The following is a 25,583-nucleotide window of genomic DNA, read 5'->3' as shown; positions in this document are numbered from 1 at the left end:
CCCTCCCATGATATAGGTGCATCATAGGAGAGCGGAGCGACGGCGTCGAGCGTCAGCGCATGTCCGGCGCGCGGGCCTCGTCGCGCAGCATCTGCACCGCTTCGCCCAGCGTCAGGAAGGTCTGCGCCTGGCTGCCCAGCCGGCGCAGCGCGACCTTGCCTTCCTCGGCCTCGCGCTTGCCGACCACCAGCAGGTTCGGCACCTTGGCGACCGAATGCTCGCGCACCTTGTAGTTGATCTTCTCGTTGCGCAGGTCAGTCTCGACCCGGATGCCCGCCGCGCGCAGCTTCGCCGCGACCTCATGCGCATAATCGTCGGCGTCGGAGACGATCGTCGCCACCACCGCCTGCACGGGCGAGAGCCACAGCGGGAAGCGCCCGGCGTGATGCTCGATCAGGATACCGATGAAGCGCTCGAACGTGCCCAGGATCGCGCGGTGCAGCATCACCGGGCGATGGCGATTGCCGTCCTCGCCGACATAGCTCGCGTCGAGCCGGTCGGGCAGCACGCGGTCGGACTGGATCGTCCCGACCTGCCACGTCCGCCCGATCGCGTCGGTCAAATGGAATTCCAGCTTCGGCGCATAGAAGGCGCCTTCGCCGGGCAGCTCCTCGAACTTGTCCTTGATCTCCTGCGGCAGATTCGACGCCTGCACCGCGTCGCGCAATTCCTGCTCGGAGCGGTCCCACATCTCATCCGAGCCGAAGCGCTTCTCGGGCCGCAGCGCCAGCTTCACCGCATAATCGGTAAAGCCCAGATCCTGATAGACCGAGTGGAGCAATTCGCAGAACTTGCGCACTTCCTCGACCAGCTGGTCCTCGCGCACGAAGATATGCGCGTCGTCCTGCGTGAACTGGCGGACGCGCATGATCCCGTGCAGCGCACCATGCGGCTCGTTGCGGTGGCAGCAGCCGAACTCGGCCATGCGGATCGGCAGGTCGCGATACGATTTGATCCCCTGCTTGAAGATCAAGACGTGCGCCGGGCAATTCATCGGCTTCAGCGCCATCATATCGGCATCGCCCGAGATGACCGCGCCCTCGTCCTCGGTATTCGGGATTTCGTCGGGAACGACGAACATGTTCTCGCGATACTTGCCCCAGTGGCCCGACTGTTCCCACTGCCGCGCGTCCATCAGCTGCGGGGTCTTGACCTCGGCATAATCGGCGGCGTCGAGCCGGCGGCGCATATACGCCTCCATCTGCCGCCACAGGATATAGCCCTTGGGATGCCAGAAGACCGAGCCCTGCGCTTCGGACTGGAGGTGGAACAGATCCATCTCCGCGCCGATCTTGCGATGGTCGCGCTTGGCGGCTTCCTCCAGCATCGTCAGATGCGCGTCGAGCTGCTTCTTGTTGAGCCAGCCGGTACCATAGACGCGGCTGAGCATCGCGTTCTTCTGGTCGCCGCGCCAATAGGCGCCCGATACGCGCGTCAGCTTGAAGGCATTGGAATCGAGCCGCCCGGTCGAGGGCATGTGCGGCCCGCGGCACATGTCTAGCCACGCGCCTTGGCGATAGATCGTCAGCTCCTCACCGTCGGGCAGTTCGGCGGCCCATTCGGCCTTGAACGTCTCGCCCTGCCGCTGCCACGTCTCGATCAACTGCTCGCGCGACCAGACCTCCCGCGTGAACGGCTCGTTCTTGGCGATGATGCGGCGCATCTCGGCTTCGATCGCGGGCAGGTCCTCGTCGGTGAACGGGCGGTCCTTGGGCGCGAAGTCGTAGTAGAAGCCATCGTCGGTCGCCGGGCCGAAAGTGATCTGCGTGCCGGGGAACAGGTGCTGCACCGCCTCGGCCATGACGTGCGCGAAGTCGTGCCGCGCCAGTTCCAGCGCGTCCACCTCGTCCTTCTGCGTCACCAGCGCCAGCCGCGCATCCTGCGTCAGCGGGCGCGAGAGGTCGCGCAACTCGCCATCCACGCGCGCCGCGATCGCCGCCTTGGCGAGCCCCGGCCCGATCGCGGCGGCGATGTCGGCGGGGGTGGTGCCGGACGCGACCTCGCGGACCGAACCGTCGGGCAGCGTGATCGAGAGCATTTCCATCGAAGGGTCTTCCTGCACAAAGTCGTGACAACGGCCTAGCGATGCCGTGCCCCGACGAAAAGAGCGGCGTGGGTGATCGTCAGGATGGAAAGCCGCCGCACCGCCTCCACCCGGTCCGGGCGGGCGGTGCCGTACGTCAGCCGATGACGCGGGCGCCGGCCCCCGGACATGGCCGGGTCGTGGTGGTAGTGGGCATCGTCATCACGCGATCGACATAGCGCACCGCCCGCGCCCGCGCCAGCCATTCTCCAGCAAGCTTGCCGTCCCTATATCGTCGTCATGCCCGCCTGGATTTCGGCCAACCCGCATTTCTACCTGCTGCTCGGCGCGCTGTTCGTCGCGGCGCTGGTGGCGCGACGCATCCCGATCCTGCGGACGCTGGTCAGCCTCGCGCTATGGGTCGGTGCGGGACTGTTGCTCTACGCGACGATCGCCGAGCGCGGCCGCTTCGACCCGTGGCTCGGCCGCGCGGCGGCGGCGCTCGATCTCGACGAACAGAAGGTCGCGGGCGAGGAAACCCGCATTCGCATGAGCCGCGACGGCCATTTCTACGTCCGCGCGACGATCGGCGGGACGCAGCACCGGCTGCTGGTCGACAGCGGCGCGACGATCACCGCGCTGTCCCCGGCCACTGCCGCGGCCGCCGGGGTCGAGGTGAAGCCCGCCGTCTTTCCGGTGCTGCTCAAGACCGCCAACGGCACGATCCGCGCCGACACCGGCGAAGTGCCCGAACTGCGCTTCGGCAATGTCGTCGCGCGCGATCTGGCGGTGGTCGTCTCGCCCGCGTTCGGCGACGTCGACGTGCTGGGAATGAACTTCCTGTCGCGGCTGAAGAGCTGGCGCGTCGAGGGACGCACGCTGATCCTGACGCCGCACCATCCGCAAGAGACGAAGCCCACCGTTTGACGCTGTCTTGCCGCACGCGCCGGCTTTGTGCCAGACCGGCCGCGGGGATAAACGGGGCGGATCAGCGAGATGGAGATGAGCGGCGGCGGGGCGACCTGCCTGAATTGCGGTGCGACGCGCATCGGTGACTATTGCCATGTCTGCGGCCAGTCCGGACACATCCACCGCACGCTCGGCGCGTGGTGGCACGACTTCACCCACGGCGTCCTGCACATCGAGGGCGCGGTGTGGCGCACGATCGGGATGCTGCTGCGCCACCCCGGCGCGCTGACCCGCCGCTATATCAACGGCGAGCGCCGCCGCTTCCTCTCGCCGCTGGCTCTGTACCTCTTCTCGGTGTTCCTGCTCTACATCGCCTATTCGCTGTTCGGCGGCTTCGCCAACGTCAACGCGCCGACCCGCGACGCGCGGTCGCAGCTCGTCGCCGAGCAGACCCGCATCGAGGACCTTGGCCAGACGCTCCGCCGGCAACGCGCCGAAGCGACGACCGCCGGGCGCGACACGCGACAAATCGACGCGCGCATCGCGAAGCTTGCGACGAACGCGCAGGAATTGGAGGACGCCCGGAAGATCATGGATCGGATGCCCAATGCTTCCGATGGCGTGAACGAGTCGATCAGGACGGGCTGGCACACGCTCGACGAAAAGCTGAACCACGCGATCGAGGACCCGGAGCTGCTGCTCTTTAAGATGGAGGCGAACGGCTACAAATTCTCCTGGGCGCTGATCCCGTTGTCGGTGCCGTTTATGTGGCTGCTGTTCGCATGGCGGCGCGACGTGCACCTGTTCGACCATGCGGTGTTCGTCACCTATTCGATGAGCTTCGTCAGCCTGCTCATCACCGCGATGATCCTGTGGTCCAGCGCGCTGCATCTGTCCGGCGTGGCGCTGCTGATGCTGCTGTTCCCGGTGCATCTGTTCGCGCAGATGCGCGGCGCCTACCGGCTCGGCAACGGCAGCGCGACGGTGCGCACGGCGGCGGCGCTGTTCGCCGCGCTGGCAGCGCTGGTGATCTGGGTGGCGCTGCTCCTGCTGCTCGGCATCGCGCACTGACGGTCGTCGGTCCGACGCTCACGCCACCCCGAACGGCACCACATGGTTCGCGTGCGTATGCCCGACCTGCGCGCGCCCAAGATAGGGCACGCCCAGATCACGACACCAGCGCACCATCATCGCCTCGATCGGTTCGCTCCAGTCGGGCTCATTGTCCTTCACCGCCGTCACCGCGCCCAGCCGCACCCCCGCGATGCTGCGGAGCTGTGTGGCATTGCCGAGCGTGAACAGCATCCGGTCGATCGCATACATCGCCTCCGATACTTCCTCGACGATCAGCACATGGTCGGCGAGATCTGGCAGGTACGGCGTCCCGATCAGCGCGACGAGGATCGACAGGTTGAACGCCGCCGCCGGCCGCCCGTCTAGCCCCGGCTCCAGCCCGGCGCGATCGCCCCGCGCCAGCCACCCCAACGACCGCGCCACGGTCGCGTCCCCGCCACGCCGCCGGATATCGCTCGCCATCGGCCCATGCGCAGGGCGTCCGATCCGCCGCGCATAGAGCGCGCCGAGCAGAAACCCGACGTCGGAATAGCCGAGATAGCTCTTGGCCCGCGCCGCCGGCCCAAGCTGTGGCATGATCGTCGCCAAGATCCGGTTCGACCCATAACCCCCGCGCAGGAACCAGATCGCATCGAACGCGGGATCGTTGGCGTATTCGAGGAATGCCGCCGCGCGCACCGCGTCCGATCCGGCGAAATGCCCGTCCTGCGCATAGCATTGCGGGTGGAAGACGAGGTCGATCTCAGGGTAAGCGACCGCCGCGAAGGCGGAAACCGGTGCGATCACGTCCGGGTTGGCGACGCTGCTCGCCGCCAGCACTCCGATCCGCATCGCCACCTCCTGCTTGTCACGCCCGCGCAAAGCGCCGATAGCCCGCCGCCATGCATGACGGCAACGTATCGGGCCAGCGCTTCTTTCTGGTCGGGATCGGCGGATCGGGAATGATGCCGCTGGCGATGATCCTCCGCGGACGCGGCGCGATCGTCGCCGGCAGCGACCGCGGGCTCGATCAGGGCCGCGTCCCCGCCAAGTTCGACGGCCTGCGCGCGCTCGGCATCGAGCTGTTCGCGCAGGACGGCAGCGGCGTGACAGCGCCCGACCAGATCGTCGTCGCCTCCGCCGCGGTCGAGGACAGTGTCGCCGACATCGTCGCCGCCACCCGGCTCGGCTGCCGCCGCCTGTCGCGCGCCGAGTTGAACGCCGCCCTCTTCAACGCCGCCGCACAGCCGATCGGGGTGGCGGGGACCAGCGGCAAGTCGACCGTGACCGGCATGATCGCGACGATCCTCCACGCCGCCGGCCACGACCTGACCGTGATGAACGGCGCGGTGATGAAGGACTTCGCCAGCACCGATCGTCCGTTCGCCAGCGCGCTGGTCGGGCAGGGCGATCCGTATGTCAGCGAGGTTGACGAGAGCGACGGCTCGATCGCGCTCTATCGCCCGCAGGTCGCGGTGCTCAACAACGTCAGCCTCGATCACAAGTCGCTCAACGAGTTGAACCAACTGTTCGGCGACTTCATCGGCCGTGCCCGCGCCGCCGTGATCAACGCCGACAACATGGACGCCGCGCGGCTCGCGATGGCGCTGCCCCCGGCGCGAGTAACCCGCTTCTCGCTGGTCGATCAAAGCGCAGACCTGTTCGCGACCGATATGGTCGCCGAACCGTTCGCGATCCGCTTCACGCTTATCGCGGGCGGTCGGCGGCTGTCCGTCGCGCTCAAGGTGCCGGGCCGCCACAATGTATCGAACGCACTCGCCGCGATCGGCGCAACGCTCGCCGCCGGCCTCTCGCTCGAACAGGCGGTCGCAGGGGTTGAGCGCTTCACCGGCCTGCGCCGCCGCTTCGATCTGGTCGGCGAGGCGAACGGCGTCGCCGTGATCGACGACTTCGGCCACAACCCCGACAAGATCGCCGCCACCCTCGACACGCTCCACGCCTTCCCCGGCCGCGTCATCGCGCTGTTCCAGCCGCACGGCTACGGCCCGCTCAAGGTGATGCGCGCCGAACTCGCCGCGATGTTCGCGACCCACCTGCGCGCCGACGATCTGCTGGTGTTGCCCGACCCGGTCTATCAGGGTGGCACCGTCTCGCGCGATGTGACCAGCGCCGACGTCGTCCACGACGTCACGATCGCCGGCTGCAACGCGCTGCACATTCCCGATCGTGCCGCGGCGGCGGCGCATTGCGTCGCACAGGCGCGGCCCGGCGATCGCATCGTCGTGATGGGTGCACGCGACGACACGCTGTCGCTGCTCGCGGCCGAGATGGTGCGGATGCTGGGCCGCTGACCATTCCTTTCGTCGCCCCGGACCTGATCCGGGGACCCGCTTCTTCCCGCCGTCCAAGAAGCGGGATCCCGGATCAGGTCCGAGATGACGGCAATTCTCTCGTCATTGCGAGCGTAGCGAAGCAATCCAGGGCCAGATCAAGACGCCCTGGATTGCTTCGCTACGCTCGCAATGACGGATGAACCATCCACCCCACGTCATCCCGCCCTTCAGCGCGGTTGAGACCGAGCGCCGCGACCACCGCCACCCTTCCGCTCCCCCGCGACTTCCCGCTAAAGCCGGACGCATGAGCATCGTCACATCGCAACCGCCGCGTCCGCGGCTCGCCTATCATCATACCCCTGGCGCCACGCCGACGATCGTCTTCCTGCCCGGCTATGCCTCCGACATGACCGGCAGCAAGGCGGTCGCGCTCGAGGAATGGGCCAAGGCGCAAGGCCGCGCCTACCTGCGCTTTGATTACGGCGGCTGCGGCGCCAGCGAGGGCAAGTTCGAGGACCAGTCGCTCGCCGACTGGCGCGACGATGCGCTGGCGATGATCGATCACGTCGATGGCCCGGTGGTGCTGGTCGGCTCGTCGATGGGCGGGTGGATCGCGTTGCTCGCCGCGCTTGCCCGGCCGGAGCGCGTCGCGGCGCTGGTCGGAATCGCGCCGGCGCCCGATTTCACGGACTGGGGCTTCTCGCAGGATGAGAAGATGTACCTGCTCCAGCACGGTCGCCTCGAACGCCCGAACCCGTACGGGCCGGAGCCGACCGTCTACACGCGCCGCTTCTGGCAATCCGGCGAGGCGAACCGCCTGATGGGCGGCGCGGTCGCCTTCGACGGCCCGGTGCGGCTGCTTCAAGGGCAGCAGGACCCGGACGTGCCGTGGCATCGCACGTGCCGGCTCGCCGAACTGATCCGCTCGCCGCACGTTCAGACGTGGTTGGTCAAGGACGGCGACCACCGGCTCTCGCGCGAGGACGATATCGCGCTGCTGATCCGCGCCGTCGAGGATGTGGTGCCCTGACGGGCGGGAGTGAAGACGTTGAAATATCTGCACACGATGATCCGGGTCACCGATCCCGACGCGACGATCGCCTTCTTCGAGCTGCTCGGGCTCAGGGAAGTCCGCCGCATCGAGAACGAGAAGGGCCGCTTCACTTTGATCTTCCTCGCCACGCCCGAGGATATGAACGCGCCCGGCGAACGCGCCAATGCCGAGGTCGAGTTGACCCACAATTGGGACCCGGAGCAATATACCGGCGGGCGCAACTTCGGCCATCTCGCCTACCGCGTCGACAATATCTACGAGACCTGCCAGCGGCTGCTCGATCACGGCTACACGATCCACCGCCCCCCGCGCGACGGGCATATGGCGTTCGTGAAGACCCCCGACGGCATCTCGATCGAGCTGTTGCAGGACGGCACGCTCGACCCCGCCGAGCCCTGGGCGTCGATGCCCAACACCGGGACGTGGTAAGATGCTGGAGATCGTCCGCGTCCCGGTCCTGAGCGACAATTACGCATGGCTGCTCCACGACGGCGCGCGCACGGTCGCGCTCGATCCGGGCGAGGCGCAGCCGCTGCTCGACGCGGCGGTGGCGCGCGGATGGACGATCGACGCGGTGTGGCTGACGCACTGGCACGGCGACCATGTCGCGGGCGCGGCGGCGATCAAACAGGCGACCGGCGCGCGGGTCATCGGCCCGGAAGCCGAGCGCGCGAAGATCGACGCGCTGGACGACGGCGTAGGGGAGGGCGATGTCGTGTCGCTCGGCGAGCATCGCGCCGACGTGTGGCACGTCCCCGGCCACACCGCCGGACATATCGCCTTCCACTTCGCCGACGATGGCGTGATCTTCACGGGCGATACCTTGTTCGCGATGGGCTGCGGCCGGCTCTTCGAGGGCACGCCCGCCCAGATGTTCGCGAACATGCAGCGCTATGCCGAACTCGACGACGCGACCCGCGTCTATTGCGGGCACGAATATACGCAGTCGAACGGCCGCTTCGCGCTGACGGCTGAGCCCGACAATCAGGCGCTCGTGGCGCGGATGGCGGAGGTCGACCGGCTTCGGGCCGCCGGCGAAGCGACGATCCCGACCACGATCGGCGTTGAGCGTGCGACCAATCCGTTCCTGCGCGCGCCCGATGTCGCCACGTTTGCCGAACGCCGCTTGCGCAAGGATCAGAGCTGACGATATGGTATCGCACGTAACCATGCCGGTAACGTGCGGATAGAAGGAGAGAAAGCGATGCGTTTCCTCATCACCTTCGCCGCTGCGGCGGCGCTCGGCGCGGCGGCGGTGGTCGCTGCCCCCGCGCAAAAGCCCGACAGGCCCGACAAGAACCGGATCGCGTACGAAAAGCTGCTCGCCGGCAAGGTCGCCGGCAAGCCGCAGGATTGTATCGACACGCGTTGGACCCGCCCGCAACTGACCGCCTACGACGGCAAGCTGCTGTACCGCGTCAGCCGCAAGCTGGTCTACGTCACCGACACCGGCGGCGGCTGCGAGGCGGTGGCGCGCGGCGACACGATCGTCACGCGCCAGTTCCAGACCCGGCTGTGCCGCGGCGACATCGCCCAGACCATCGACCTCCCGGCGCGCATCCCCAGCGGTAGCTGCGCGATGGGTTCGTTCGTTCCTTATCGCTCGCAATAGGTGAGACTGTCATGACCAAGCCGACCGAAGACGATCTGACCGGCGTCGAAACCCGCCGCTCTCCCAAGGCCGAGATCGATTCGATCGGCGGGCGCAAGCTCAAGCCGGCGACGCTGATGATGGGGCACGGCTATGACCCCGCGCTGTCCGAGGGCGCGCTCAAGCCGCCGGTGTTCCTCACCTCGACGTTCGTGTTCCCCAATGCCGCCGCGGGCAAGCGCCACTTCGAGGGCGTCACCGGAAAGCGTCCCGGCGGCGCCGAGGGGCTGGTATATTCGCGCTTCAACGGTCCTAATCAGGAGATTCTCGAGGACCGGCTCGGCATCTGGGAGGGCGCGGAGGATGCACTGACCTTCTCCAGCGGCATGTCGGCCATTGCCACGCTATTTCTGTCGCTTGTCCGCCCCGGGGACACGATCGTCCACTCCGGCCCGCTCTATGCCGCGACCGAGACACTGATCGCGCGCGTGCTCGGCCGCTTCGGGGTCAACTGGCTCGACTTTCCGGCGGGGGCGACCCGCGAGGAGATCGACGCGGTGATGAAGAAGGCGAACGACGCCGGCCGCGTCGCACTTATCTATCTCGAAAGCCCCGCCAATCCGACCAACGCGCTGGTCGACGTCGAGGCGGTGCGCGCCAGCCGCGACGCGATCTTCGCGGGTGCGGAGGAGCTGCCCCCTATCGCGATCGACAACACCTTCCTTGGCCCGCTCTGGTCGCAACCGCTCCAGCATGGTGCCGACGCGGTAGTCTACAGCCTCACCAAATATGCCGGCGGCCATTCCGATCTGGTCGCGGGCGCGGTGCTGGGCGCCAAGCCGCTCATCAACACGATCCGCGCGATGCGCAACACGATCGGGACGATCTGCGACCCCAACACCGCATGGATGCTGATGCGCAGCCTCGAAACGCTGGAGCTGCGCATGAGCCGCGCCGGTGAAAATGCCGCCAAGGTCTGCGCTTTCCTGCGCGATCACGAGAAGGTGGAGCGCGTCGGCTATCTCGGCTTCCTCGCCGAGGCCGAGGGGCGGCAGGCCGACATCTACCGTCGCCATTGCACCGGCGGCGGCTCGACCTTCTCGCTGTATCTGAAGGGCGGCGAGCCCGAGGCGTTCCGCTTCCTCGACGCGCTCAAGATCGCGAAGCTCGCGGTCAGCCTCGGCGGCACCGAAACGCTCGCCAGCCACCCGGCGGGCATGACGCATCTCTCGGTCGCCGATGAACGCAAGCAGGCGCTCGGCATCACTGACAACCTCGTCCGCATCTCGATCGGCGTCGAGGATGCCGACGATCTGGTCGCCGACATGGAACAGGCGCTGGCGGCGATCTGAGCACCCGTCACCCCGGACTTGTTGAAGCCCTCTACGACATCCACTTTCTGTTCCCCGGCGAAGGCCGAGGCCCAGTTGGGAAGGCCTATCAAACGAAGCGCAACGCGCATCATCAGCCTCCCCCAACTGGGCCCCGGCCTTCGCCGGGGTACAAGAAGGGGACTTGCGCAGAGGTCTCGAACAAGTCCGGGGTGACGGTCGGTTTTCGAGCTATTCCCTGACTCGAACCGCTCTTCGTCATTGCGAGCGGAGGGAAGCAATCCAGAGCCGAATCAGGACGCCCTGGATTGGGTCGCTTCGCTCGCAATGACGGTTCGGGCCGCGGCCGGCATCGACTTCGTTCCGCACCTATGACACGGCCGCGCGATGGAAACATTCGACGCGATCGTGCTGGGCGCGGGCGGGGCAGGGTTGATGGCGGCGGCGGTCGGCGGGCAGCGAGGGCGGCGCGTCGTCGTGCTCGATCATGCCGAGGCGCCGGGCAAGAAGATCCTGATCTCCGGTGGCGGCCGCTGCAACTTCACCAATTTACACACCGCCCCGGACCGTTACCTGTCCGCCAACCCGCATTTCGCCAAGTCCGCACTCGGCCGTTACACCGCGCGTGATTTCCTCGACATGGTCGAGCGCCACGGCATCGCGTGGCACGAAAAGACGCTCGGGCAATTGTTCTGCGACGGCCCGGCGCGCGCGATCGTCGACATGCTGCTTGGCGAATGCGAACTGGGCGGCGTGACGATCCGGCTCGGGCAGGCGCTTGGCGAGATCGGCCACGCCGATGGCCGCTACACGATCACGCACGGCGACCGCAGCTACACCGCCCCGGCGCTGGTGATCGCGACCGGCGGTCCGTCGATCCCGAAGATGGGCGCGACCGATATCGCCTATGACATCGCCCGCCGCTTCGGCCTCAAGGTCGTCGAGCCGCGCCCCGCGCTCGTCCCCTTGACCCTTCCCGGCGACGAGGCGCTGTTCCGCGCGCTCTCGGGCGTCGCTACGCCGGTCGTCGCCCGCGCCGGCAAGGCCACCTTCGCCGAGGCCGCATTGTTCACCCACCGCGGGCTGTCCGGCCCCGCGATCCTGCAAGCGTCGAGCTATTGGCGTCACGGCGAGCCGGTCGCGATCGATTTCCGCCCCGATGCCGCGGCCGGTTGGCTGACCAATGCCAAGCGCGTCCGCCCGCGCGCGACGCTGGCGCAGACGCTTGGCCTGCCATCGCGGCTCGCCGACGTCCTCGCCGAGCGGCTGGGCGTCGGCGAACTCGGTGCAACCACCGACCGCGCGCTGGCCGAGGCCGAACGCCGCCTGTCCGACTGGCGCTTCCACCCCGATGGCACCGAAGGCTTCGCCAAGGCAGAGGTGACGGTCGGCGGCATCGCCACCGACGCTTTGTCCTCGAAGACGATGGAGGCGCGCAAGGTGCCCGGTCTCTACGTGATCGGCGAGGCGGTCGACGTCACCGGCTGGCTGGGCGGCTACAACTTCCAATGGGCCTGGGCCAGCGGCTGGGCCGCGGGGCAGGCTATAGCCGGCGAACCTTGAACGCCGGGCGGCTGTCGATCGTCATCTTGTAGCCGCCCAGCATCGTCCGCTTCACGACGACCGCGCTGCCGGGGCGCAGCCGTCCCGGGATTGGCGCATCGTCGACCTGTATCCAGCGCGCGCCGTCCGCTAGCGCGAAGACCAGCAGCCCCGCGCCGCCGGGGGTGGCGGAAACCAGCGTCGTCTTGATCTCGGCCAGCGTGGAGCTGGCGCGCGCTTCGTCCGACACCTTCGCACCGAACGCCGCGCGACGCCGTTGCTGCTCGGCGCGGGTATCGACCACCGCGATCTCGCTGCGCCGTTCCGCATCTTCTAAAATCGCGGTCTGCCGCTCGTAGCAGGCCAGCCGGGACGCTGCGCCGTCCACAGCCTTGCACGCATAGAGATTTTGCAGGTTTGCGCGTGTCGATTGTGCAACACTCGGAGCGCCAATCATAAGAATTGTCGCTGCAACTAATAACGAGGAACTTTTCATCGCTGCATCATTCCCACTAGATCAATCGTTTCCGAAACATCTGCTGACCGCGGATATGTTGCGTAAGCGTCACACTGGGGCGGCAATGTGCCCTCTTTTGCCCGGAAATGATTGTTTAAGCAAAATCAAAGGGTCATGACGCCGGGCATCAAGCCCGACGATCGTGCGCACACGAGGTCGGCCTTCGAGATCGAACCATACCCGATCCTTAGAGTATAAAGGGACCGACACCCATGAAGACACTTCGCACGAAGTTGCTCGCCTCCGCGGTCATCGCGATGGCAGTGGCTGGCACCCCCGCGTTCGCGCAGGCGACCTCGCCGGAAGCACAGGCGCCGACCGATGCCGGGCCGAAGGCCGCCGTCGCCGGTCAGGACGCCGCCGCACCGGGTGAAGCCGGTCCGGGTGGTGGTGACATCGTCGTCACCGGCTCGCGCATCGCCTCGCCGAACCTCGTCTCGGCCAGCCCGGTGACCGTCGTCAACGCGCAGGACATCAAGCTGCAGGGCGCGACCCGTCTCGAAGACGTGCTGAACAATCTGCCGCAGGCATTCGCGACGCAAAGCTCGTCGGTGTCGAACGGCTCGACCGGCACCGCGACGCTCAACCTGCGCAACCTCGGCGACCAGCGCACGCTGACGCTGGTCAACGGCCGTCGCCTGATGCCGGGTGACCCGGTGTCGAAGAGCTCGGCGGCGGACATCAACGTGCTGCCCGGTATCATGATCAGCCGCGTCGACGTGCTGACCGGCGGCGCCTCGTCGACCTACGGTTCGGATGCGGTCGGCGGTGTCGTCAACTTCGTGCTCGACACCGACTTCACCGGCATCAGCGTCGACGCCAACTACGGCGTGTTCAACCACGACAACAACAACGATCGCCTGCAGAACCTGGTCCGCAGCTTCAACTATCCGGCACCGAACGGCCTGACCACCGATGGTCGCAACTTCGACGCCAGCATGAAGATCGGCGCGGGCACCGATGACGGCCGCGGCCACATCGTCGGCTACCTCGGCTATCGTTCGATCGCGGCGGTCGAGCAGGGCAGCCGCGATTATTCGTCGTGCGGTCTCGCCACGTCGACCGGCACCGAATTCCGCTGCGGCGGCTCGGCGACGGCGTTCCCGGCGAACTTCACGCTGACCGACGCGACGCAGGGCGGTCCGCCGACCTCGTACACGCTGAACGGCGCGGGCGCGCTGGTCCCCGGCACGACGCTCTACAACGCCAATCCGCTGAACTATTACCAGCGCCCCGACACCCGTTACACCGCGGGCTTCCTGGCGCATTACGACGTCAGCGATGCGTTCAAGCCGTACACCGAGTTCATGTTCATGGACGATCGCTCGGTCGCGCAGATCGCGCCGTCGGGTAACTTCAACAACACCAACACGCTTAACTGCGGCAATCCGTATCTGTCGGCGGTGCAGGTCGCGACTTTCTGCCGCGCCTCGAACCTGACCGGGCAGACCACGCTCAACCCGGACGGCACCACCAGCCAGATCGCGAACGTCCTGATCGGCCGTCGCAACGTCGAGGGTGGCGGTCGTCAGGCCGACATCACGCATACCTCGTACCGCTTCGTCGTCGGTGCGCGTGGCGATCTCGACAAGGGCATCAGCTACGACCTGTTTGGCCAATATGGCACGACCAAGTACACGCTGAACTACCGAAACGAATTCTCGGTCAGCCGCACGCAGAAGGCGCTCGACGCCGTCCGCAACACGGCCGGTCAGATCGTGTGCCGCTCGGTCGTCGACGGCAGCGACCCGAACTGCGTCCCGCTCAACATCTTCGGCAGCACGCCGATCACCGCGGAAGCGTTGAACTACGTGCAGGTCGCCGGCTTCCAGCAGGGCCAGACCAAGGAAACCGTGGTCAGCGGCTCGGTCACCTTCAAGGGCGGCGAGTACGGCATCCAGAGCCCGCTGGCGAACGACGGCATCGGTCTCGCGATCGGTGGCGAGTATCGCAAGGAGCAGCTCGAGCTGAACGTCGACACGTCGTTCGCCACCGGCGATCTGGCGGGTCAGGGCGGCCCGACCCTGCCGGTCGCGGGCAGCTACGACGTCAAGGAGTTCTTCGCCGAGCTTCAGGTGCCGTTGATCGCCGATCGTCCGTTCTTCCACGAACTGACGCTCGAGGGCGGCTATCGTTATTCCGACTACAACCTTTCGGGTGGCGTCAGCTCGTACAAGGGCGCGGTCAGCTGGTCGCCGGTGCGCGACATCGCGCTGCGCGGCAGCTACAACCGTGCGGTCCGTGCGCCGAACATCCAGGAGCTGTTCCAGTCGCAGTCGGTGCAGATCGACGGCTCGACCGATCCGTGCGCGGGCGTGCCCGGCACCGCCAGCGCACCGACGGCTACCGCCGCGCAGTGCGTCAACCTCGGCGTGCCGCTCAACCGTTATGGTCTGATCCAGGCGAACCCGTCGGCACAGTACAACGGCCTTCTGGGCGGCAACCTGAACCTGCGTCCGGAAACGGCCGACACGTTCACCGCCGGCGTGATCCTGACCCCGTCGTTCCTGCCGGGCTTCAACCTCACGGTCGACGCGTTCAGCATCAAGGTGAAGGACATCATCTCGGTCATCGGCGCGGACACGATCCTCAGCCAGTGCGCGGCGACGGGCGATGCCTCGCTGTGCGGCCTGATCAACCGCGATGCCAACTTCTCGCTCTGGCAGACGCCGAACGGTTATGTCGCCGATACCAACCTGAACAGCGGCATTCTCAAGACCCGCGGTATCGATATCAACGCCAACTACACCTATCGCTTCGCGGAGGCCGGCTCGCTGTCGGCGGCGTTCAACGGCACCTATGTCGATGAATTCACCTCGGAGAAGGTCGGCACCTCGTTCGATTGCGCCGGCTATTACGGCGGCCAGTGCGGCTTCCCACAGGCGAAGTGGCGTCACCAGCTGCGTCTGACGTGGCAGGGCACCGACGGCATCGGCATCTCGGGCCGCTGGCGCTATCTGGATCCGACCCGTTACGAGCGGACCAGCGACAACGCCGCGCTCGCCGGCACGTCGTTCGTGCTCGACCGCCGCATCCCGGCGCAGAGCTACTTCGATCTGACGTTGACCGCGCGTGTCGCCGACAACTACACGTTCCGCATCGGTGCGCAGAACCTGCTCGATCGTGAGCCCCCGGTGCTCAGCCAGACCGCCGCGCCGATCGGCTCGTTCGGTAACGGCAACACCTATCCGGGCATCTACGACGCGCTGGGCCGCTACATCTTCGCGGGCCTGACGATCAACATGTAAGCATCGGGCCGATCTCGGCTCATCCTCGGGGGCGGCACGTCGCGGCGTGCCGCCCCTTCTTTATGTCCGGGCGTTCAGCGCGTCGGATCGATCAGATACTTCTCGCCCGTCGCCTTGCGCTCATAGGCGCGCAGCACGTCGGGGGTCAGCGCCTCCTTCAAGCCGATCGTCGCGGTATAGTTGCTGGCGAAGGTCGTGGTCAGCTCGTCGGCGATCCGCTGCCGCATCCGCCCCGCCGTCTCCGCGCCGCCCTTCTTCAGCCACGGCGTCAGCAGGAAGCCCGACACGCTCCACTGGAACCCGAACGCCAGCCGGTTGAGCGTCGTCGCGCCGGTATCGAGCGCGCCATAGATATACAGCTGCTTGAACGTGTCCGAGCCATAGCGGCTGTACTCGCCTGCCGTACGGTTGGCGGCCTGTTCCATCGCCTGCACGATGTCGCTGCCCAGCGATCCGCCGCCGATCGCATCGAACGCGATCGTCGCGCCGGTCTCGGCGCACGCATCCGCCAGCTTCGTGCGGAAATCCTCGTCCTGGCTGTTCAGCACATAGGTCGCGCCGATCTCGCGCAATATCGCCGCCTGTTCAGGCTTGCGGACGATGTTCACCAGCGGCACGCCATCGGCGAGGCAGATCTTCTGGAGCATCTGCCCAAGGTTCGACGCCGCGGCGGTATGGACGATCGCCTTGTGCCCCTCGGCACGCATCGTTTCGACGAACGCCAGCGAGGTCAGCGGATTGACAAACATCGCCGCGCCGTCCGCCGCGCTCGCGCCCTCGGGCAGCGGCACCACCTCGCGCAGCTTTGCGAGCCGATATTGCGCGAACATCGCGCCACCGATCATCCCCACCTTGCGCCCGACCAGTGCCTGTCCCTGCGCGCCCGCGGCCACGACGGTGCCCGCGCCTTCGTTCCCAACCGGCAGCGATTGCCCGATCCGCGCGCGCAGGCCGCCCATCCGCCCGCGCGGCACCGCGAAGCGCAGTGCCGGCGCATCGGGCGTCCCGACATCCTCCAGCGTCGCAACGTCCGCCGGCCCCAGCAGCAGCCCCAGATCGGACGGATTGATCGGCGCCGCCTCGATCCGCACCAGCACTTCGTCGTCCGCCGGGGCTGGATAGGTGACCTCTTCCAGTCGCAGCGTCAGCGATCCGTCGGCGTCGACGATCGACCGCAATTCCAATCCCTTGACGTCGCTCATCCTCGCCTCCTCTTATGGTGGGCGCCCGGCATGGGCGTGCGGGCGGGGGCGGTCAAACCCGTTCTCATCGGCGCGCAACCACGCTACCGAAGGCCGCATGTTCGACCTCGACGCTTACCTCGCCCGCATCGACCTTCCCGCGCGTCCCACTCGCGACGCCGCCGGCCTGTCGCGTATCCAGCACGCCCACCGGCTCGCAATTCCGTTCGAGAACCTCGACGTGCGGCTGGGCCGCGCGATCGCGATCGACGGGGCGAGCGTCGCCGCGAAACTGGTCACCGCGCGGCGCGGCGGTTATTGTTTCGAGCAGAACCGGCTGTTGCTGGACGCGCTCGCCGCGCTCGATTTCAGCGCCCGCCCTTTGCTCGCGCGCGTCTGGCTGGGCGCGACCGCGACCCCGCCGCTGACGCACACGCTGTCGCTGGTGACGATCGACGGCCAGCACTGGATCGCCGACGCCGGCTTCGGCGGCAGCTACGCCCCGGTCATGCCGCTCGCCGACGGCGCGCAGGGCGAGGCGCCCGACGGCGCGCGCTTCCTGCTGGTGCGCGATGACGAGCGCGCCGGGGAAGGCGGCTGGCTGCTGCTGCGCGACGGCGATCCGACCACCACCGACGGACGCGGGGCGGGGCCGGGGTGGCAGCCGCAATACAGCTTCACCACCGCCGAGGTGCACGACAGCGATCTGGCGATGGGCAACCATTGGTCGATGAGCGCACCCGCCAGCCGCTTCACCAACGTGACGGTGACCAGCATCATCCTGCCGCGCGGTTTCGCCTCGCTGACCGACCGGCAATACCGTCGCCGCGCCTCGGAGACGACCGCCGAGGCCGAGATCACCGATCCGCGCGTCTACCGGATGCGATTGAGCATGATGTTCGGCATCGACCTGAGCGCCGAGGAGGTGACGGAGCTGGGCCTGTTCGGGTGAGGGGGGGCACCTAGCCCCCATCGTCATCCCCGCGCAGGCGGGGATCCAGACGCGCAGGTTCTCGTAAGAGCCGAAAGCCTCAGAGGTTCTGGATCCCCGCCTCCGCGGGGATGACGGTGAAAGGTGGGCGCGGTATTCACTCCGGCATTCCGCTCATCCCGCTCGCACTCCGCAGCGCATCCCCGTCCAGCCGATAGCCATCCAGAAACACCGTCCGCACATGCCGCAGGTTGCCGATGTCCTGCGATACGTCGCCGTCGACCAGAATGACGTCCGCGGTCTTCCCGGCCGCGACCGAGCCGAGCCGGTCACCCATCCCGACCATCTTCGCCGGTACGATCGTCGCGGTCTGCAATGCCTGCGCATTGCTCAGCCCGGCCTGCCGGTACAATTTCAGTTCGCGGACCAGTTCGACGCCCCAGCCATCGGTGCCTGCGACGATCGGCACGCCCGCCTTGTGCAGCCGCCCGACCAGTTCGACCATCTTGCCGAAGCTCTTGCGGTAATCCTCGCGGGTCAGCCCGTCTTTCAACGGATAGCCCGCGATCCGCCAGCCGCGCGCCACCGCTGGCGGCGCGACCTTGGCGAAGGCAGCATATTCAGGCGGAATCGCGGTGCCGTCGCTGATCATCAACGGCTCCCAAACGGTCAAGGTCGGGTCGATCACCGTCTTGCGCTTTGCCAGTTCGGCGTAGAACGCCCGCATCGCCGCGCTATCGAGATCGACGTCCTTGCCATAACGCGCCGGGCCTTCCGGCCGCGCGGCGGTGTTGGCCTTGTCGACCACCGCCTGCGGCATCGCCTGCATCATGATGAAGTTGATGTGCGTGACCTCGTCATAGCCCGCGCGCACCGCATCCAGCGGCCGCATCCCCGCCGGGACGTGCCCGTGGACGTGCAGGCCCAGCCGATGCGCCTCCGCCGCGGCAGGTGCGATCCACGCCGGGGTCATCGACGTGTAGAACTTGACCCCCCACATGCCGGCGGCCTTGATCTTGCGCACGGCCGCGACCGCTTCCTCCGCCGACGAGACAGTCAGCGCACCCTGCGCGGCGAGCGGGTCCTTGCGGTCGATGATCACCGATACGCGCCCGTCCGGCGCCAGCAGGTCGCCCGCCGCGCGCCGCTGCACGATGCTGTGCGCATCCTCGATCAGCGAGCCCGGGCTGCGGTAATTCGTCATGCCCGTCGCGATGTTCTGGAGCAGCGACCAGTCGTCGCCGACATGCTGGTGCGCGTCCCACAGCCCCGGCACCAACGTCTTGCCGCGCCCGTCCAGCGTCGTCGCGCCCGCAGGCGCGCGCAGCGAGCCGCCCGCTCCGACCGCCGTGACCTTGCCGTCGGCGATCAGCACCGCGCGATCGGGCAGGTACGTGCCCTTCACCGAATCGAACAGCAGCACATGGTCGACCAGCGTCGGCGTGCGATTGGCGGGCGTCAGGAAGGTGCGCGCCACGTCGCGGACCATCGCGGCGGTCGCCTTGTCCTGCACCTCTTTCAGCTTTGGTCCGGCTGCCTCATAGCCTTCGGGCAGCATCGAGATGACCCCGGCATAGCCGAACAGCCGGTTGTCCTTGTCGAGCCACAACGGCGAGGGTGAGAAGCCATAGCCGCGGATGAATGCCAGCCGCACCGGCGTCTTGCCCTGCGGCCCGTCGATCTCGGTGACGTCACCCATCGTCAGCGTCGCATGGCCGCCGGGCAGCAGGTCGACGCCCTTCGTCCCCGCCGCGACCAGTGCCGCCACATCCTGTTCGTTCGCCAGCGGCGGCCCGCCATAAGTGCTGTAGCGCCGCGCGGCATAGGGCGCGGAGCCGGCATCGACGCTGGTCTTCCACGTCGCGATGCCATCGCGCGCGACGCTGAAATTCTCGGTGGCATCGCCTGAGTCGGTGAAGCCGCGGATTGCGATGGCCGTCGGACGGCGATCGGGGCCGCTCGTGATCACCTCGTCGGTCTCGGTGAGCCAGCCGCGCAGCGACATCGACATGCGATAGGCGATCTTGCCGTCGGCGGGGCTCCACGACCAGATGTCGCCGTGCTTACCGGCCTCCGAACTGATGACGAAGTGCCGCGCGCCGGCGGGCGGGGTCAGCAACTGCTCCTTGGCGACCGGCTCCGCCGCGGCGACCGGCGTCGCGCTGGCGAGCAGCGCAGTAAGAATCAGTCGGCGCATCAATCATCTTCCCCCGGATTTGCCGAAGAGTGACAAGGCTGCGGCGCGAACGCAACGGGTGGCAAATGACGGAGTAATGGCTATGCTCGCTCGGCGCCGCCCGAGCTGCGCACGATAGGAGAGTTTCGTGGCCACCGTCTGTTGCAACCCGCTGTCGCGTCGTCATTTCCTCTCCGGCGTCGCCGGCGGCGCGTTGATGGCCGGGGTCACCATGCCGGCGTTCGCACAGGCCAGCGCCTCGGCCTCGCTCCAGCCGTTCGACATGCGCGACGTGGACCTGCTCGACAGCCCGTTCCTGCACGCACAGCACCAGACCGAGGCGTATTTGCTGCGGCTCCAGCCAGACCGGCTGCTCCACAATTTCCGCGTCAACGCTGGCCTGAAGCCCAGGGCGCCGGTGTACGGCGGCTGGGAGTCCGAACCGATGTGGGCCGACATCAACTGCCACGGCCACACGCTCGGCCATTACCTCTCCGCCTGCGCGCTGGCTTATCGCGCGACCGGTAAGGCCGAGTATCGCAAGCGCATCGACTATATCGCCGGGGAACTGGCGGCGTGCCAGAAGGCCGCGAACAGCGGTCTGGTCTGCGCCTTTCCCAAGGGCGCGGCGCTCGTCTCTGCGCATCTGCGTGGCGAGCCGATCACCGGCGTGCCGTGGTACACGCTTCACAAGGTCTATGCCGGCCTGCGCGATGCGACGTTGCTGGCGGACAGCGCGGCGGCGAAGGCGGTGCTGCTACGGCTCGCCGATTGGGGCGTGGTCGCCACTGGTCCCCTGAGCGACGCGCAGTTCGAGGAGATGCTCAAGACTGAATATGGCGGCATGAACGAAGTGTACGCTGACCTGTTCGTCATGACCGGCAACGCCGATTATCAACAACTTGCCGAACGTTTCTCGCAAAAGGCAGTGCTCGCGCCGCTGGTCAAGGCGCAGGACCAGCTCGACGGGATGCACGCCAACACGCAAATCCCGAAGATCATCGGCTTCCAGCGCGTTCACGAGGCCGGCGGCGACGCCAGCTACCACGCCGCCGCGCAATTCTTCTGGAAGACCGTCGCGCGCACCCGCGCCTTCGCGACCGGCGGCCACGGCGACAACGAGCATTTCTTCGCGATGGCCGATTTCGACAAGCACGTCTTCTCGGCCAAGGGCTCGGAGACGTGCTGCCAGCACAATATGCTCAAACTGACGCGGCAATTGTTCCTGCAGGACCCGCGCGCCGATTACGCAGACTATTACGAGCGCACGCTCTACAACGGCATCCTCGCCTCGCAGGACCCGGACAGCGGAATGGCGACCTATTTCCAGGGCGCGCGCCCCGGCTACATGAAGCTGTACCACACCCCCGAGGACAGCTTCTGGTGCTGCACCGGTACGGGGATGGAGAACCACGTCAAATACCGCGACTCGATCTATTTTCACGACGGTCGCAAGCTCTACGTCAACCTGTTCATCCCATCGACGCTCAAGTGGCGCGATCAAAACATTGTTCTGACGCAGGAAACCGCTTTCCCCGCACAGGCCGGCACCCGGCTGCGCATCGCCGCGAAGCGCCCGGCCGCGCTCGCGCTTGAACTGCGCCACCCGCGCTGGAGCCGCACCGCGACCGTGCTGGTCAACGGCCGCGAAACGGCGACCTCGGTCGAACCCGGCAGCTATGTCACCGTCGACCGGACATGGAACGACGGCGACACGGTCGAGCTGCGGCTCGTCATGGAGCCCGCCGCCGAACAGGCTCCCGCCGCGCCGCAGATCGTCGCCTTCACCTACGGCCCGCTGGTGCTGGCCGGCGCGCTTGGCAAACAGGGGCTCGCCCCCGGTGCGGACATCATCGTCAACGAGCGCAAGTACGGCGACTATAATGACGCACCCGTCGCGGTGCCGGTGCTCGCGGGGGATCCCGATGCGCTGGCGGGCAGCATCCGCCCGACCGGCAATCCGCTGGAATTCACGATCGCCGCGCAGGACGGCACGCCGGTGCGGCTGATCCCCTATCACCGCATCGCGCACGAACGCTATGCGACCTATTGGCAACTCGCTTAGATTGGACCGACATTCCGTCCCGCCCTGTTCGTCGCCCCGGACTTGATCCGGGGCCCCGCTTCTTGACGACAGAAGTAAGAAGCGGGATCCCGGATCGAGTCCGGGATGACAGAAGAGGGCAGGTGATCGGCGCAAGTCGATCACCGCGAGGACGGGAAACCCAAGATTCCGCTGTCTTCGCGCGGTGATCTTTGCCACCAGCACTCTCGTGACGGAGGGTCTGAATGCACAAGTGGTTTATCGCCGCCGCGCTGGCGACGACGGGGGTTGCGGTCGTGGCTGAAGCTCAGGCGCAGACGGCGCCGGCGCTGCCGTTGGAGCGGGTGTTCGCCGCCCCCGATCTCGCCGGTCCGCAGCCGCGCGCGCTCAAGCTCTCGCCCGACGGCACGCTGCTCACCTTCCTGCGCGCGCGCTCCGACGACAAGGATCGGCTCGACCTCTGGGCGCGCGACACCACCACCGGTGCGGAGCGGATGCTCGTCGACAGCCTCAAGATCGGCACCGGCGCTGCGCTGTCCGAAGCCGAGAAGATGCAGCGCGAACGCGCCCGCATCGGCGCGCTCAAGGGCATCGTCGCCTATGACTGGGCGGCGGACGGGCGCAACCTGCTCGTGCCCGTCGACGGCAACCTCTATCTCGCCGGCACCGACGGACAGGTGCGCCGGATCACCGACGTCCCCGGCGGCGTGCTCAACGCCAACGTCTCGCCGCGCGGCGGCTTCGTCAGCTACGTTCGCGACCAGAACGTCTGGGTCCAGCCGCTCGGCGGCGGGGCGGCGCGCGCGCTGACCAGCGAGGGCAGGGGCCTCGTCCACTTCGGCGAGGCGGAGTTCGTCGCGCAGGAGGAAATGCACCGCACCGACGGCTATTGGTGGAGCCCCGACGATCGCTACCTCGCGATCGAGCGGTTCGACGAAACGCCGGTCAAGGTCTTCACCCGCGCCGCGATCGGCGCGACCGGCACCAGCATCTACGAACAACGCTATCCCGCCGCCGGCACCCCCAACGTGCTGGTCGACCTGTACGTCATGCGCGCCGATGGCTCGGGTAAGGTGAAGGTCGACCTCGGCAGCGATCCCGACATCTATCTGGCGCGCGTCGACTGGCTGCCCGACGGCTCGGCCTTGCTCGTCCAGCGCGAGAACCGTGCGCAGACGAAGCTCGACATGCTCCGCGTCGATCCCGTCACCGGCAAGGCGACCATCCTCTTCACCGAAACCGCGCGTGCGAAGAGCTGGATCAACCTGACCGACAGCTATCGCGCGATGGAGGACGGCAGCCTGTTGTGGCACTCCGAACGCGACGGCTACGGGCATCTGTGGCGGCTGAAGGACGGCCGCTGGACGCAGCTGACCAAGGGCGACTGGGTCGTGACGGGGCTGGTTGCGGTCGACGAGGCAAAGGGCCGCGTCTATTTCACCGCCAACAAGGACGATGTCCTCGAACAGCATCTCTACGCGCTCGATCTGAAGCGCGGCGGCATTACGCGACTGACAGAATCCGGCTGGAACAACAGCGTCACCGCCGACGGCAACGCGCAGCGCTTCCTCGTCACGCGTTCCAACCCCGATCAGCCGCCGCAGACCTATCTCGCCGACGCCGGCGGCAAGCGGCTGTCATGGATCAACGAGAACCGCGTCGAGGGCACGCACCCCTATGCGCCCTATGTCGCCAGCCACGAACCGGTGCGCTTCGGCACGATCAAGGCCGCCGACGGCACCACCGATCTCCACTGGCAGATGGTCACGCCGCGGCTGGAGCCGGGCAAGCGCTATCCGGTGTTCTTCCAGCATTATGGTGGCCCCGGTCCGCAATATGTGACGCGCAGCTGGAAGAACCCGCTGATCCAGCATCTGGTCGACAAGGGCTGGATCTATTTCGAGGTCGACAATCGCGGCTCGGCCAACCGCGGCGTCGCGTTCGAAAGCGCGATCTGGCACGCGATGGGCACGGTCGAGGTCGACGATCAGCGCAAGGGCGCCGAGTATCTGAAGACGCTGGCCTTCGTCGATCCGGCGCGGATCGCCACCTTCGGCTGGTCCTATGGCGGCTATATGTCGCTCAAGATGATCGAGGCCGATCAGCACCTGTATGCCGCCGCGATCTCGGGCGCGCCGGTCACCGACTGGCATCTCTACGACACGCATTATACCGAGCGCTACATGGGCGATCCGCGCGTCGACGGCGTCGCCTATGACGCGTCGCGCGCCGTGATCGATCCGAAGAAGATCACCACGCCGCTGCTGCTGATGCACGGCATGGCGGACGACAACGTCTTCCTCGACAACTCCACCAAGGTGGCCGCCGAATTGCAGGCGGCGGACATGCCGTTCGAGATGATGCTCTATCCCGGCAAGACGCATTCGGCATCGCGCGACATCCACGTCTGGACGACGATCGAGCGCTTCCTCGACCAGCACGTTGGTAGCGGTCCCAAGTAGAGCTTTCTGGCTTTTCGAAAATTGCGGCGCTACGGCGCGTCCGCGACATGATGTGAAAGCGCCGCAATCTCGGCGCGTTGGAAGGACGGATATGGGGTACCGGGTGGTGGTGGCGGGTGCCACGGGCAATGTCGGGCGCGAGATGGTCAACATCCTCGCCGAGCGGCAGTTTCCGGCTGACGAGATCGCGGTGCTTGCCTCGTCGCGTTCGGTCGGCGACCAGATCGAATATGGCGACACCGGCCGGATGCTCAAGGTGCAGAATATCGAGCATTTCGATCCCGCCGGCTGGGACATGGCGCTGTTCGCGATTGGCAGCGAGGCGACCGCCGTCTACGCGCCGAAGTTCGCCGCCGCGGGTTGCACTGTGATCGACAATTCGTCGCTTTACCGCATGGACCCGGACGTGCCGCTGATCGTGCCGGAGGTGAATGCCGCCGCGATCGATGGCTATCGCGCCAAGAACATCATCGCCAACCCCAATTGCTCGACCGCGCAAATGGTCGTCGCGCTCAAGCCGCTGCACGACGCGGCCAAGATCAAGCGCGTGGTCGTCGCGACCTACCAGTCGGTGTCGGGTGCGGGCAAGATCGGCATGGACGAGCTGTTCGAGCAGAGCCGCAACATCTTCGTCGGCGATCCAGCCGAGCCGAAGAAGTTCACCAAGCAGATCGCCTTCAACGTCATCCCGCACATCGACAGCTTCCTCGACGACGGTTCGACCAAGGAAGAGTGGAAGATGGTCGTCGAGACCAAGAAGATCCTCGATCCGAAGATCAAGGTCACCGCCACCTGCGTGCGCGTGCCGGTGTTCGTCGGCCATAGCGAGGCGCTCAACATCGAGTTCGAGAACGAGCTGTCGGCCGAGGATGCGCAGAATATCCTCCGCGAAGCGCCCGGCGTGATGCTCGTCGACAAGCGCGAGGACGGCGGATACGTCACCCCGATCGAAAGCGCCGGCGACGACGCCACCTACGTCAGCCGCGTCCGCGAGGACCCGACGGTCGAGAACGGTCTGGCGCTGTGGTGCGTCAGCGACAATCTCCGCAAGGGCGCGGCGCTCAACGCGGTGCAGATCGCCGAGCTGCTCGGCCGCCGGCATCTGAAGAAGGCGGATGAAACCGGCGCGGACGACTTCCAGGCGGTGCTGACCGCGGAGTAAGCGCCCCCGCTTACCCACCCGTCATCCCGGACTTGATCCGGGATCCCGCTTCTTCTTCTATCAGG

Annotated in this window: 19 protein-coding genes; 14 read left to right on the top strand and 5 right to left on the bottom strand. The window is 67.0% G+C overall.

The window, feature by feature from the left end; all coding sequences use genetic code 11:
• Positions 1-52: 52 nt before the first annotated feature.
• On the bottom strand, positions 53-2,038 hold the full coding sequence (gene thrS / locus SPHPH_RS0107160) for a threonine--tRNA ligase (protein ID WP_028966089.1): 1,986 nt from the start codon (positions 2,036-2,038) through the stop codon (positions 53-55).
• A 285-nt stretch (positions 2,039-2,323) separates the two neighbouring features.
• Between thrS and SPHPH_RS0107155 the strand changes: the two genes are divergently transcribed.
• A complete protein-coding gene (locus tag SPHPH_RS0107155) occupies positions 2,324-2,950 on the top strand; it encodes a retropepsin-like aspartic protease family protein (RefSeq protein WP_028966088.1) in 627 nt (208 codons plus the stop codon).
• Between the two features lie 75 nt (positions 2,951-3,025).
• The gene (locus SPHPH_RS19095) at positions 3,026-4,003 is read left to right on the top strand and encodes a DUF3667 domain-containing protein (protein ID WP_162143919.1); all 978 of its coding nucleotides are present in this window, start codon (positions 3,026-3,028) and stop codon (positions 4,001-4,003) included.
• Between the two features lie 18 nt (positions 4,004-4,021).
• On the opposite strand, the gene SPHPH_RS0107145 is transcribed toward SPHPH_RS19095, so the two are convergent.
• Positions 4,022-4,837 carry an LD-carboxypeptidase gene (locus SPHPH_RS0107145; protein WP_028966087.1) on the bottom strand — a complete coding sequence of 272 codons (816 nt, stop codon included), beginning with the start codon at positions 4,835-4,837 and terminating at the stop codon, positions 4,022-4,024.
• A 50-nt stretch (positions 4,838-4,887) separates the two neighbouring features.
• Here SPHPH_RS0107145 and SPHPH_RS0107140 point away from each other — a divergent pair, with 50 nt between their 5' ends.
• The 7 genes from SPHPH_RS0107140 (at position 4,888) to SPHPH_RS0107110 (ending at position 11,818) form a co-directional block, all read left to right on the top strand.
• Entirely contained in the window at positions 4,888-6,297 is a 1,410-nt protein-coding gene (locus SPHPH_RS0107140; RefSeq protein WP_028966086.1) for a glutamate ligase domain-containing protein, read from the top strand.
• Between the two features lie 286 nt (positions 6,298-6,583).
• Positions 6,584-7,309 carry an alpha/beta hydrolase gene (locus SPHPH_RS0107135; RefSeq protein ID WP_028966085.1) on the top strand — a complete coding sequence of 242 codons (726 nt, stop codon included), beginning with the start codon at positions 6,584-6,586 and terminating at the stop codon, positions 7,307-7,309.
• Between the two features lie 18 nt (positions 7,310-7,327).
• Complete coding sequence (locus SPHPH_RS0107130; protein WP_028966084.1) at positions 7,328-7,762, top strand: VOC family protein; 435 nt, start codon at positions 7,328-7,330, stop codon at positions 7,760-7,762.
• A 1-nt stretch (position 7,763) separates the two neighbouring features.
• Positions 7,764-8,480 carry a hydroxyacylglutathione hydrolase gene (gene gloB / locus SPHPH_RS0107125; RefSeq protein WP_028966083.1) on the top strand — a complete coding sequence of 239 codons (717 nt, stop codon included), beginning with the start codon at positions 7,764-7,766 and terminating at the stop codon, positions 8,478-8,480.
• Positions 8,481-8,537: 57 nt separating this feature from the next.
• Positions 8,538-8,945: a hypothetical protein gene (locus SPHPH_RS0107120; RefSeq protein ID WP_028966082.1), complete on the top strand. Its 408-nt coding sequence runs from the start codon at positions 8,538-8,540 to the stop codon at positions 8,943-8,945.
• Positions 8,946-8,956: 11 nt separating this feature from the next.
• Positions 8,957-10,276 carry a cystathionine gamma-synthase family protein gene (locus SPHPH_RS0107115; protein ID WP_028966081.1) on the top strand — a complete coding sequence of 440 codons (1,320 nt, stop codon included), beginning with the start codon at positions 8,957-8,959 and terminating at the stop codon, positions 10,274-10,276.
• A gap of 366 nt (positions 10,277-10,642) precedes the next feature.
• Positions 10,643-11,818: a BaiN/RdsA family NAD(P)/FAD-dependent oxidoreductase gene (locus tag SPHPH_RS0107110; RefSeq protein ID WP_028966080.1), complete on the top strand. Its 1,176-nt coding sequence runs from the start codon at positions 10,643-10,645 to the stop codon at positions 11,816-11,818.
• Here the strand turns inward: SPHPH_RS0107110 and SPHPH_RS0107105 are convergent.
• Entirely contained in the window at positions 11,799-12,185 is a 387-nt protein-coding gene (locus tag SPHPH_RS0107105; protein ID WP_028966079.1) for a hypothetical protein, read from the bottom strand. The two genes, SPHPH_RS0107110 and SPHPH_RS0107105, sit on opposite strands and share 20 nt — an antisense overlap.
• Positions 12,186-12,526: 341 nt before the next feature.
• On the opposite strand from SPHPH_RS0107105, the gene SPHPH_RS0107100 reads away from it, so the two are divergent.
• Positions 12,527-15,562 carry a TonB-dependent receptor domain-containing protein gene (locus tag SPHPH_RS0107100; protein WP_037488238.1) on the top strand — a complete coding sequence of 1,012 codons (3,036 nt, stop codon included), beginning with the start codon at positions 12,527-12,529 and terminating at the stop codon, positions 15,560-15,562.
• Between the two features lie 74 nt (positions 15,563-15,636).
• On the opposite strand, the gene SPHPH_RS0107095 is transcribed toward SPHPH_RS0107100, so the two are convergent.
• The gene (locus tag SPHPH_RS0107095) at positions 15,637-16,764 is read right to left on the bottom strand and encodes a zinc-binding dehydrogenase (protein ID WP_028966077.1); all 1,128 of its coding nucleotides are present in this window, start codon (positions 16,762-16,764) and stop codon (positions 15,637-15,639) included.
• 97 nt (positions 16,765-16,861) lie between these two features.
• On the opposite strand from SPHPH_RS0107095, the gene SPHPH_RS0107090 reads away from it, so the two are divergent.
• Positions 16,862-17,695 (top strand): arylamine N-acetyltransferase family protein, encoded by an 834-nt coding sequence (locus SPHPH_RS0107090; RefSeq protein WP_028966076.1) that lies wholly within the window; start codon positions 16,862-16,864, stop codon positions 17,693-17,695.
• A gap of 136 nt (positions 17,696-17,831) precedes the next feature.
• On the opposite strand, the gene SPHPH_RS0107085 is transcribed toward SPHPH_RS0107090, so the two are convergent.
• On the bottom strand, positions 17,832-19,871 hold the full coding sequence (locus tag SPHPH_RS0107085) for an amidohydrolase family protein (RefSeq protein ID WP_028966075.1): 2,040 nt from the start codon (positions 19,869-19,871) through the stop codon (positions 17,832-17,834).
• Between the two features lie 196 nt (positions 19,872-20,067).
• On the opposite strand from SPHPH_RS0107085, the gene SPHPH_RS0107080 reads away from it, so the two are divergent.
• The 3 genes from SPHPH_RS0107080 (at position 20,068) to SPHPH_RS19090 (ending at position 25,518) form a co-directional block, all read left to right on the top strand.
• On the top strand, positions 20,068-21,915 hold the full coding sequence (locus tag SPHPH_RS0107080) for a glycoside hydrolase family 127 protein (RefSeq protein ID WP_081668544.1): 1,848 nt from the start codon (positions 20,068-20,070) through the stop codon (positions 21,913-21,915).
• A gap of 224 nt (positions 21,916-22,139) precedes the next feature.
• On the top strand, positions 22,140-24,356 hold the full coding sequence (locus tag SPHPH_RS0107075; protein ID WP_028966073.1) for a S9 family peptidase: 2,217 nt from the start codon (positions 22,140-22,142) through the stop codon (positions 24,354-24,356).
• Positions 24,357-24,447: 91 nt separating this feature from the next.
• Positions 24,448-25,518, top strand: coding sequence for an aspartate-semialdehyde dehydrogenase (locus SPHPH_RS19090; RefSeq protein ID WP_051272881.1), 1,071 nt, complete (start codon positions 24,448-24,450; stop codon positions 25,516-25,518).
• Positions 25,519-25,583: the final 65 nt, after the last annotated feature.

The sequence above is a fragment of the Sphingomonas phyllosphaerae FA2 genome (genome assembly GCF_000427645.1).
Lineage (GTDB): Bacteria > Pseudomonadota > Alphaproteobacteria > Sphingomonadales > Sphingomonadaceae > Sphingomonas > Sphingomonas phyllosphaerae.
The sequence above is the reverse complement of the archived record's forward strand: the minus strand, read 5'-3'. Positions and strand labels throughout refer to the sequence as shown.

Bases quoted from the DNA above. Each gene is read 5' to 3' on its own strand.
- SPHPH_RS19095 (WP_162143919.1), top strand. From the start codon at position 3,026: ATGAGCGGCGGCGGGGCGACCTGCCTGAATTGCGGTGCGACGCGCATC.
- SPHPH_RS19090 (WP_051272881.1), top strand. From the start codon at position 24,448: ATGGGGTACCGGGTGGTGGTGGCGGGTGCCACGGGCAATGTCGGGCGC.
- SPHPH_RS0107090 (WP_028966076.1), top strand. From the start codon at position 16,862: ATGTTCGACCTCGACGCTTACCTCGCCCGCATCGACCTTCCCGCGCGT.
- thrS (WP_028966089.1), bottom strand. From the start codon at position 2,038: ATGCTCTCGATCACGCTGCCCGACGGTTCGGTCCGCGAGGTCGCGTCC.
- SPHPH_RS0107140 (WP_028966086.1), top strand. From the start codon at position 4,888: ATGCATGACGGCAACGTATCGGGCCAGCGCTTCTTTCTGGTCGGGATC.
- SPHPH_RS0107075 (WP_028966073.1), top strand. From the start codon at position 22,140: ATGCACAAGTGGTTTATCGCCGCCGCGCTGGCGACGACGGGGGTTGCG.
- SPHPH_RS0107115 (WP_028966081.1), top strand. From the start codon at position 8,957: ATGACCAAGCCGACCGAAGACGATCTGACCGGCGTCGAAACCCGCCGC.
- SPHPH_RS0107155 (WP_028966088.1), top strand. From the start codon at position 2,324: ATGCCCGCCTGGATTTCGGCCAACCCGCATTTCTACCTGCTGCTCGGC.
- SPHPH_RS0107135 (WP_028966085.1), top strand. From the start codon at position 6,584: ATGAGCATCGTCACATCGCAACCGCCGCGTCCGCGGCTCGCCTATCAT.
- SPHPH_RS0107100 (WP_037488238.1), top strand. From the start codon at position 12,527: ATGAAGACACTTCGCACGAAGTTGCTCGCCTCCGCGGTCATCGCGATG.
- SPHPH_RS0107080 (WP_081668544.1), top strand. From the start codon at position 20,068: ATGGCCGGGGTCACCATGCCGGCGTTCGCACAGGCCAGCGCCTCGGCC.
- SPHPH_RS0107145 (WP_028966087.1), bottom strand. From the start codon at position 4,837: ATGCGGATCGGAGTGCTGGCGGCGAGCAGCGTCGCCAACCCGGACGTG.
- SPHPH_RS0107110 (WP_028966080.1), top strand. From the start codon at position 10,643: ATGGAAACATTCGACGCGATCGTGCTGGGCGCGGGCGGGGCAGGGTTG.
- gloB (WP_028966083.1), top strand. From the start codon at position 7,764: ATGCTGGAGATCGTCCGCGTCCCGGTCCTGAGCGACAATTACGCATGG.
- SPHPH_RS0107085 (WP_028966075.1), bottom strand. From the start codon at position 19,871: ATGCGCCGACTGATTCTTACTGCGCTGCTCGCCAGCGCGACGCCGGTC.
- SPHPH_RS0107120 (WP_028966082.1), top strand. From the start codon at position 8,538: ATGCGTTTCCTCATCACCTTCGCCGCTGCGGCGGCGCTCGGCGCGGCG.
- SPHPH_RS0107095 (WP_028966077.1), bottom strand. From the start codon at position 16,764: ATGAGCGACGTCAAGGGATTGGAATTGCGGTCGATCGTCGACGCCGAC.